This window comes from Streptomyces sp. NPDC051173, assembly GCF_040689515.1.
Classification (GTDB): Bacteria; Actinomycetota; Actinomycetes; order Streptomycetales; family Streptomycetaceae; genus Streptomyces.
Genome location: NZ_JBFBBD010000007.1, coordinates 164,834 through 173,213, shown reverse-complemented (window position 1 = coordinate 173,213; position 8,380 = coordinate 164,834). Strand labels below are relative to the sequence as shown.

9 protein-coding genes and 2 pseudogenes are annotated in these 8,380 nt (G+C 68.9%); 7 read left to right on the top strand and 4 right to left on the bottom strand.

Annotated features, from left to right (window positions below; genetic code table 11):
- Positions 1-566, top strand: a pseudogene (locus AB0435_RS07400) (hypothetical protein); the annotation flags it as partial.
- A gap of 157 nt (positions 567-723) precedes the next feature.
- Here the strand turns inward: AB0435_RS07400 and AB0435_RS07395 are convergent.
- A complete protein-coding gene (locus tag AB0435_RS07395) occupies positions 724-2,097 on the bottom strand; it encodes a S53 family peptidase (RefSeq protein WP_366426421.1) in 1,374 nt (457 codons plus the stop codon).
- 291 nt (positions 2,098-2,388) lie between these two features.
- On the opposite strand from AB0435_RS07395, the gene AB0435_RS07390 reads away from it, so the two are divergent.
- Complete coding sequence (locus tag AB0435_RS07390) at positions 2,389-2,925, top strand: DoxX family membrane protein (protein WP_366426420.1); 537 nt, start codon at positions 2,389-2,391, stop codon at positions 2,923-2,925.
- Positions 2,926-3,118: 193 nt separating this feature from the next.
- Here AB0435_RS07390 and AB0435_RS07385 read toward each other — a convergent pair.
- From AB0435_RS07385 to AB0435_RS07375, 3 genes and pseudogenes are all read right to left on the bottom strand, one after another.
- A pseudogene (locus tag AB0435_RS07385) lies at positions 3,119-3,226 on the bottom strand (RNA polymerase subunit sigma-24); the annotation flags it as partial.
- Positions 3,226-3,459 carry a DUF397 domain-containing protein gene (locus tag AB0435_RS07380; RefSeq protein WP_366426419.1) on the bottom strand — a complete coding sequence of 78 codons (234 nt, stop codon included), beginning with the start codon at positions 3,457-3,459 and terminating at the stop codon, positions 3,226-3,228. The gene AB0435_RS07380 and the pseudogene AB0435_RS07385, both read right to left, overlap by 1 nt.
- Before the next feature lie 17 nt (positions 3,460-3,476).
- Positions 3,477-4,337: a helix-turn-helix transcriptional regulator gene (locus AB0435_RS07375; protein ID WP_366426418.1), complete on the bottom strand. Its 861-nt coding sequence runs from the start codon at positions 4,335-4,337 to the stop codon at positions 3,477-3,479.
- 543 nt (positions 4,338-4,880) lie between these two features.
- On the opposite strand from AB0435_RS07375, the gene AB0435_RS07370 reads away from it, so the two are divergent.
- From AB0435_RS07370 to AB0435_RS07350, 5 genes are all read left to right on the top strand, one after another.
- The gene (locus tag AB0435_RS07370; RefSeq protein WP_366426417.1) at positions 4,881-5,093 is read left to right on the top strand and encodes a hypothetical protein; all 213 of its coding nucleotides are present in this window, start codon (positions 4,881-4,883) and stop codon (positions 5,091-5,093) included.
- Entirely contained in the window at positions 5,090-5,326 is a 237-nt protein-coding gene (locus AB0435_RS07365) for a hypothetical protein (protein WP_366426416.1), read from the top strand. Before AB0435_RS07370 ends, AB0435_RS07365 begins: the two co-directional genes overlap by 4 nt.
- Positions 5,327-5,410: 84 nt before the next feature.
- Positions 5,411-5,560, top strand: a complete 150-nt coding sequence (locus AB0435_RS07360; protein WP_366426415.1) for a hypothetical protein — start codon at positions 5,411-5,413, stop codon at positions 5,558-5,560.
- A gap of 74 nt (positions 5,561-5,634) precedes the next feature.
- On the top strand, positions 5,635-6,747 hold the full coding sequence (locus AB0435_RS07355) for a methyltransferase domain-containing protein (RefSeq protein WP_366426423.1): 1,113 nt from the start codon (positions 5,635-5,637) through the stop codon (positions 6,745-6,747).
- Positions 6,748-6,952: 205 nt separating this feature from the next.
- Positions 6,953-8,332 carry a serine hydrolase domain-containing protein gene (locus tag AB0435_RS07350; RefSeq protein ID WP_366426414.1) on the top strand — a complete coding sequence of 460 codons (1,380 nt, stop codon included), beginning with the start codon at positions 6,953-6,955 and terminating at the stop codon, positions 8,330-8,332.
- Positions 8,333-8,380: the final 48 nt, after the last annotated feature.

The window sequence follows — 8,380 nt, the reverse complement described above, 5'->3', positions numbered from 1 at the left end:
CGTTCACCACCAGCCTGATCTTCCTCGGCCTGATCCTGGCGACGGTGGTCTACCTGACGGTGACGCGCGCGGATGTGACCGAGACCCACGAGGCGACCCACGCCGCACAGGTCACCAGCAACCCGCGCAAGGAGCGCATCTCGCTCGCCGGCTTCGGACTGCTGGCCGTCGCCACCGCGGGCCTGCTGGTCTGGGCCCACGCCCAGCCGCACGTCGGCCCGGCGCCGGAGACCGACACCACCTCCACCGTCCAGCTGCCTCCGGGCCAGGCGGTGAAGAACTTCCCACCCGCGAAGGTCGGCGCGCTGCGGACCCTCGCATCCACCTCGCTCAAGGACGCACGCTCGGGGGACGCGGCCGGGGCCCACGCGGCCGCCCAGTCGCTGCGTGACCTGTGGGATGCCGACCAGGCCTCGCTGCAGCCGCTGGACCAGACCGGCTGGACCTCCATCGACGCCCAGATGGACAAGGTGCTCAAGACCTTCGGCATCGACCACCCGAACCCGCCAATGTCGCCGGCGCAGCAGGAGAGCGAACTGCAAGCCCTCCAGGCGGACCTGGGCTGACAGACCGCCCAGCGCCCGGCCGGCCCGTCAGGCCGACGGGCTCGCCGCCCAACGACGCGAACACGCCCGCATCCGCAGCGAGAAGCGCCTCCGCCGGGGCGGACGCCCTCTCGCCGCGGCAGACTGACCAAACCGGCCAGCCTATGCGGTCAAAGCACTAGCCGTGCCGCCCGACCCGGGCCAGCGCCGGGACGAAGCGCGCCGCGTCAACCGTGCCGACGCCCGTCGCCATGTCGAACCCATCGACCGCCTTGTAGCCGACAACACCCTGGTAGCTATTGTCCGTACCGTCGTTCACGTCGACGATGCCCGTGCCCGGCCGGCCGTCCGCGGCCCGGTCGTAGAGCGTGTACAGCGCGTCGTGGATGTTCCCCAGCCGGTGCCCGGCTGCCTGGTCGGCGAGGGCGACGATGCCGGAGAACAGCGGGCTGGCCTCGCTGGTGCCGCCGGAGACGTCCCAGCCGGTGGCGGCGGGGTCGTAGCTGGAGTACACCCAGGCACCGCCGTTGACCGCGGCGGCCATGGAGATGTCCGGGGTGCCGCGGCGGTCACCGACGACGTCGGCGACGCCGTCCTGGAAGTCCGGGCGGCCGAAGACGTGCGACTGGCCGCCGCCGCCCGCGCCGTTGTCGTTGTAGACGCTCTCGGGGGCGGTGCGCTCGCCCTTGTCGTTCAGGTGCAGCTGGGTGCCGCCGACCGAGGTGACCAGCGGGTCGGAGGAGGGCCAGGAGTTGACGCGCTCCTTGTAGTAGCCCTTGCCGTCCGCGGTGTTGTCGGTGGCGCCGCCGTCACCGGAGGAGGCGAGGACGGTCACGTTCTTTCTCTGGGCCGCCTTGAAGGCGTACCGCAGGTTCTTGATGCTGGAGAAGTCGCCCTTGTCGAAGCCGGGGAAGGTGTTCTCCGTGGCGCCGAAGCTCTGGGTGATGACGTCGCCGACACCGTGGTCGATCATGAACTTCTCGGCGTCCATCATCTCCGGCAGGCCGGTTGTGCCCTCGGTCTCGGCGACGGCCGTCTCGACGAGCACGATCTTCGCGTCCGGCGCGACGGCGTGTGCCATCTCGACGTCGAGGGTGGTCTCGCCGGCCCAGCCGGTCATGTCCGTGTTCTTCGGGTCCCAGGCGGGGACGTTACCCCACTTGACGACCTTCACCGGGGTGCTGGCCATCCCGAACTGCTTGCTGTAGACGTCCAGGTCGTGCTGGATCGTCGGTGAGCCGAAGGAGTCCACGATCACGATCGTGCGGCCCTTGCCCGTGACGCCCGCCTTGTACAGCGGGTCGAGGTTGTACGCCTTGCGGTACTGCAGCGGGTTGTAGCAGGCGATCTTCCACTTGGCCTGGCACTCCGTGGTCGGGACCGGGCTCGCCTGGCCGTGGACCAGCTGGTGACCGGCGACGGCCGGGATCACCTTGGTGTGCGGGACGGCGGCCTCGGCCGTCGCGCCGGCCTGCGGAAGAGCCGCCGCGGCCAGAGCGGCGGTACCGGCGGCGACAGCGAGGACGCGCAGCCGGGGGCGGGCTATGTGCATGGAGTCTCCCTCTGTGGGGGCGGAGCCGCGAGGAGCGGCTGCCGCGATCCCATCGGGCGATCATGTGCAGAACAAGAGCGTTTGTCCCTTGATGCCGAATGCTTTACCTGGCGCCGAAACCTTGGATTTTTCATGGACGTTCCATGGTGAAGTTGCGGCGTGTCGCATACCTGTTCGATGCCCGGCGCGCTCCGTGAGCCGTGCGGGGAGACACTGGGGGAAGGGCCCCGGGAGGGGCCGGGGGCGGACGGGACACCGACCACCGGACACCCCGAGAAAGCAGGCACCACCATGGCTTTCCGCGGCAGAAACCCATCCGCCGAGCCGGCGCTCGGCACGTCCGCGACCGCGTTCTCCGCGGGGATCCTGCTGCTGCGCCTCATGCTCGGCCTGATCATGATGTCGCACGGCTCGCAGAAGCTCTTCGGCTGGTTCGGCGGCGGGGGAATCAGCGGCACGGGGAAGTCGTTCACCGAGCTCGGCTATCCGGCCGGCAGGACGATGGCCGTCATCGCGGGCCTCAGCGAGGGCCTGGGCGGTGCGGGGATCTTCCTCGGCCTGCTCACCCCACTCGCGGCGGCCGCGCTCCTCGGCACGATGATCAACGCGCTCGACGTGACGTGGGACGGCGGCTTCTTCGCGCCGAAGGGCGTGGAGTACACCCTCCTGATCGCCGTCACAGCAGCCGCCCTGGCCCTCACCGGCCCCGGCCGCCACGCGGTGGACCACTACCTCCCGGTACTGCGCCACCACCGCCTCTCGTACGGCGTCGCGGCGATCGTCCTGGCCGCGGTGGCGGCGTGCGTGGTGCTTTTGCTTCGCGACTAGGGGTGCGCCCCGGGTTTGCCGCTCCCGAAGCCACGGTCCGCGCGGTCCGCCGCGATGCCCCCGGCCGGCCAGGAGGTGGATGAGCCCCTGCCTCAGTAGGCGATTTCCCCTTCGCCGCACAGTCAACTGGCTGCCCTGCGGCCGCTGACGCCACCTCCCGGTGAACAACCCGACCTGGGTTCACTACTCAAGATCAACTCGACCGCCGACGAGCCTGCTTCATCTCACGGTCGACGACCCACGCGTCGGCGACCGGCCCGATGCGGCCGAGCTTGTCGGGATTGCCCACCCCACGGATGGTCACTGGAGCTGGTAGCGATCGGGCTGGTCGACGGCCAAGAAATCTCCTGCCTTAACTCCGGAGACAAACGCCGACCATGCGTCGACACCCAGGACGAGTGCGGGGCCGTGAGAATTCTTGCTGTCACGCGTCGCCACCACCTCACGCAGCACCGCGATCTCGACGCACTGCCCATTTCCGCTGCTGTAGGAGCTCTTTCGCCATATAGCCTTGGAGAATTCGGTCCGGCTCATCGGTGTTACCTCTTCTCTCACTGCAGCTCCTTGGCCAGCGAGGCAATCAAGCTCGACGTGTCATCAGGGCTCAGGGCCACTGCGCGCAGGTTGTCGAAGATCGCCCCATACCGGCGCACATCCGCTTCGGCTTCGAGGAAGAGGTCGCCAGCCATGCTGTCGATGTAGATGATCTCAGGGTCTTCCACTTCAGGGAAGCTCATCAGCACGAACGAACCCGGCATGCCCGCGTGGGCTCCGGCGCCGAACGCAATGACTTGAAGCGTCATGTGCGGGTCCGTAGCCACCGTCGCCAAGTGCCGCATCTGCTCGTGCATGACGTCCGGGCCGCCGACGACACGCCGTAGAGCCGCCTCATCCATGATCGCCCACATATGCAACGGGTCACCCTTGGCAAGCACGGCTTGCCGTTCCACTCGCGCCTGGACCCGTTGCTCCACTTCTCGGGTACTCGCCATCGGCAACACACCCTTGATCACGGCGCGCGCGTAATCTTCGGTCTGCAACAGACCCGGAATAAAAAGAGATTCATAGTTGCGCACCGCACGCGCCTCAGCCTCGAAGCTGATGTACGCAGTGTATTCCTCGGGCAGTTCACTGTGATACGGCCGAAGCCACCCTTGCGTGCTGGCCCCTTGTGACAGTGCCAGGATCTCGCCACGTTGAGGTTCGGGCACTTCGTACAGATTGAGCAAGGCGATCAAGGTTCGCCGCTGCGGCCGAACGCGCGCCGTCTCGATCCGATAGAGGGTCGCCGTGTTGATGCCCGTATGCGCTGAGACATCCTCCCTGGTCAGCTCCACGCCGGTGCGCAACCGTCGCAGCTCGGCAGCCAGACGTCGGAGACGAACGGTTGGCATCTGACGCTTCGTAGGCATGCCTACCACCCTTTCATTTGCACAGGAGGCACGGCGATTCTGACCGGCAACTGCCCATGCTTGCAAGCGTAGTTCGCACATGCATGCCATGCATTCTCACACCTTGCATGCGACTGGTCAGCGGGTGCATCCCGACTTCCCCGGTCGCCCGATGTGACAGATGCGTCACACCGAGGTGATCTTGGCGATGCGCCATGCCCAATCGGCGACGCGGGAACGACAGACCCCGGCGACCGTGCGACCGGTCCCGGGGCGTGACCAACCTGAAGGAAGCAGGTCGACAGTGGTCAAGCTTATCGTTCGTTGCCTCGAACGGATGAGGGCGTTGCTCGCCCCCGACGCCCCCGGCCATCCCGCTCACGTACCTCCCGACCCGCAGCCCGCAGAGCATCGGTCCCCGAGCCTTCCTGACTGGCCGACGGACAGCGGCAACGGGCCCGTGCGGGTATGGGTGACAGCCCACGGCATCGACCTTCGCGCCCGCGAGGCGGGCCGGCAGGCCCCCTGCGCGTGCTGCACCCCGTCTGAGGAGGTACGGCCCCTATGACGCCTGAGGTGGGCTCGTTCGTCGTGGACACGCGCCGGGGTGCGATCGGGGAAGTGATGGGCCACGAAGGGCCACGGCTACAGCTCCGCCCGGCGTCCGGCGGCCGCGAATGGGAAGCCGAACCGGACGACGTACGTCCCGCGACGGAAGCCGAGAAGCTGACCGCGAAGGTCCGGGCAGCCAACTCGGGGAGCAGGTGGGGAAAGTGAGTGCACACGCCGTGATCCGCTACGCGGACTGGATGATCAGCCCGGAGACCGCACCGGAAGCTCCGGCGATCGTCCACGAGTTGCAGTGCACGACATGCAGATCGTCGTCCGAGGCGAACGAGGACTTCGAAACGGTCCGGAACTGGGCGTTCCAGCACGTCGGCCGCCACCCGTCCCACACCGCCTACCGGGAGATCATTCACCGCTTCTGGCGAGCCACCTTGGTCCGGTAGATGAACCTCTCGTTCGATTCGATAGTCAAGCGAGCGCCCTTCGGGCGCCCGAACCACCCATACAGCCAACAGGAGGAGTGTTCAGTGAATTTCCTCGGCCAGTTCGCACAGCGCGGCGGGCACGGAAAGCCCCCGGAGGAAGGCGACGGTCACCCCGGCCGGCCCTGGACGCCGACCCAGGAGCCCACCCCCGACGGCGATCGGCCCGACGAGGGCGGGAAGCACGGCAAGTGACCACGCACTCCGTTGAGCAGGAGAAGCGGCCTTCTCGTGAAGAGCTGGGCCGCTTCCTCCTCGAGTCCGGGTCCATGACTCCGGACTGGACGCCGGCTTTCGAGGCCGTGCCTCGGGCGGCGTTCCTGCCCGATCTCATGTGGCCACACGACATGGAGACCGGCCGCGATGTCGTGGTCGACCGGACCCGCGATCCCGAGGCTTGGCAAGGGCACGCGGACTCCAACAACCCGATCGTGACCCAGTGGGACGACGGAGCACACGAGGGCACGGACCCCGGTACCTCGTTCAGCTCGTCGTCGTCGATGCCCAGCGTCGTCTTCTCCATGCTCGCGGACCTGGACGTCCACGATGGACAGCGGGTGCTGGAGATCGGCACCGGGACGGGGTGGAACTCCGCACTTCTCGCCCATCGGCTCGGCGCTTCCAACGTGGTCACTGTGGAGGTGGACGGCGACGTCGCGTCGGCCGGGCGGGAGGCGCTGGAGAGGTTCGGTCTGCCGGTGGAGGTGGTGCACGGCGACGGGTTCCACGGGTTCGCCGACCGGGCCCCCTACGACCGGGTCATCGCCACCTGCGGCCTGCGGACCATCCCTTACGCCTGGCTGGAGCAGACGACCCCGGGCGGCGTGATCCTCGCCCCCTGGGGGACGTACTACGGCCCGAGCGAGGCAACGGCCCTGCTGGTGGTCGCCGGGGACGGCCGGAGCGCCTCGGGTCCCTTCACGCGTCCGGTCGCGTTCATGCGCATGCGGTCGCAGCGTCGCGGCTGGCCCCGGCACGGCGAGTACGTGCCGGCGGGGGCGATGGAGGCCGCCGACAGGTCCACCACCAGGATCGGCGAGGACGGGTTCTCCAGCATCGAGAGTTTCGACGTGGTCGGCTTCGCCATGGGCCTTCGCGTGCCCGACGTCGTGCATCTGGCCGACCGCAAGAAGGACGGCCGACGCCCGGTCTGGTTCTACGGCCTGACAGACAAGTCATGGGCAGTCGTGGACTTCCGCGACGACCGGAAAGAGGCCACGGTCCACCAGTCCGGACCCCGGCGCCTGTGGGATGAAGTGGAGGACGCCTACCACTGGTGGGTCGACCGCGACAGGCCCGGATTCGAGAGGTTCGGCCTCACCGTCACAGCGGACGGCCAAATCCCGTGGCTGGACGATCCTTCCAACACCTGGCTCCCATAGGGAGGTTGTGCCTTCACCTTGCTGCGGCACCCGTCCGCGTTGTCCCACCAGAGGCGCGCGGACGGGGTCCGCGGACCGTCCCGCCATCGCGGCTCCGGAGAAAAGGCCCCCCATCCGCACACCGTTCGACCCTTGCGAACACTGTTCGGTCATGCGTACAGTGTTCGCAACGAGACGCACCCGCAACAAGAGGAGAGAGCACGCCATGACCTTCGATCTCGCCCACTGGCAGGCACGGTTCGACGAGCTGCGCGCAGCGCACCGCGTGCCCGGGGCGACGCTGGCCGTGCTCGTCGGAGGGGACGTCCACGAGTTCGCCAGTGGCGTGCTGCACCGGGGGACGGGTGTGGAGGCGACCACCGACTCCGTCTTCCAGCTCGGGTCGATAGCCAAGGTCTACACCGCCACGCTGGTGATGCAGCTCGCCGAGGACGGCGCGCTCGATCTGGACGCCCCGGTGGTGGACGTGCTGCCGGAGTTCGCCGTGGCCGATCCCCGGGCCACCCGGGCCATCACCACCCGGCAGTTGCTCTCCCACACCGGTGGCCTCACCTGCGACTTCACCCACGACACCGGGCGCGGCGACGACTGCCTCGCCCGTTACGTGGAGGCCGCCCGGGGCGTGGCGCTGGACTGCCCGCCCGGCACCGCCGTCTCGTACAGCAGCGTCGGTTACAACGTGCTCGGCCGCATCGTCGAGGTGCTCACCGGTCTGACCTGGGACGAAGCTCTCAAGCAGCGGCTGCTCGGCCCGCTCGGGCTCACGCGGACGATGACGCTGCCCGAGGAGGCGCTGGCCTTCCGGGCGGCGATGGGACACCTGGGCGAGCCGGGCCAGGACCCGGAGCCGGCGCCCGCGTGGGACATGATGCCGCGCTCGGCCGGCCCGTACGGCCGGGTCATCGCCTCCGCCGCCGACGTCGTACGGCTGGCCGCGATGCACCTCGACGGCGGCACGGCCCAGGACGGCACGCGCCTGCTCTCCCCCGGCACGGTGGCGGCGATGCAGCGCCGCGAGGTCGATGTCCCCGACAAGTGGACGGTCAGCGCGGACGGCTGGGGGCTGGGCTGGACGCTGTACGACTGGGACGGGATCGCGGGCTTCGGCCACGACGGGGCGTCGATAGGGCAGTACGCCTATCTGCGGGTGGTGCCGGAGGCGGGCGTGGCCGTCGCGCTGCTGACCAACGGCGGGGCCGCCCGCAAGCTCTATGCCTCGCTGCTGCGCGAACTCCTCGCCGAACTGGCCGGGGTGCGGATGCCGGACTCCCTCGCCCCAGCGGAGCGGCCGCCCGTGGTCGACATGGCGCCGCTCCTCGGCACGTACCGCCGCGAGGGCGTGGTCATCACCGTCTCCGAGCGCGACGGCGCGCCGCACATGGTCTACGAGTTCGTGGACGGCATGAAGGACTTCTCCCCGCCGCTCGACATCGACCTGGTGCCGGTGTCCGAGACGGTGTTCGCCGGGACGGGCGCGGGCCCCTCCTTCAGCGAGGACTGGATGCCGGTCGTCTTCTCGACGCTGGCCGACGGCACGGGGTGCGTGTACGTGGGCATGCGGGCCGCCCCGAAGATCAGCCGCTGACCGGGGCTCGGTGCGTGCCGGGCGCAACGGATTCCCCCGCGGTTCGTT

Excerpts from the sequence above, each read along its gene's own strand:
- AB0435_RS07395 (WP_366426421.1), bottom strand. The coding sequence starts at position 2,097 with ATGCACATAGCCCGCCCCCGGCTGCGCGTCCTCGCTGTCGCCGCCGGT.
- AB0435_RS07390 (WP_366426420.1), top strand. The coding sequence starts at position 2,389 with ATGGCTTTCCGCGGCAGAAACCCATCCGCCGAGCCGGCGCTCGGCACG.
- AB0435_RS07380 (WP_366426419.1), bottom strand. The coding sequence starts at position 3,459 with ATGAGCCGGACCGAATTCTCCAAGGCTATATGGCGAAAGAGCTCCTAC.
- AB0435_RS07375 (WP_366426418.1), bottom strand. The coding sequence starts at position 4,337 with ATGCCTACGAAGCGTCAGATGCCAACCGTTCGTCTCCGACGTCTGGCT.
- AB0435_RS07370 (WP_366426417.1), top strand. The coding sequence starts at position 4,881 with ATGACGCCTGAGGTGGGCTCGTTCGTCGTGGACACGCGCCGGGGTGCG.
- AB0435_RS07355 (WP_366426423.1), top strand. The coding sequence starts at position 5,635 with ATGACTCCGGACTGGACGCCGGCTTTCGAGGCCGTGCCTCGGGCGGCG.
- AB0435_RS07350 (WP_366426414.1), top strand. The coding sequence starts at position 6,953 with ATGACCTTCGATCTCGCCCACTGGCAGGCACGGTTCGACGAGCTGCGC.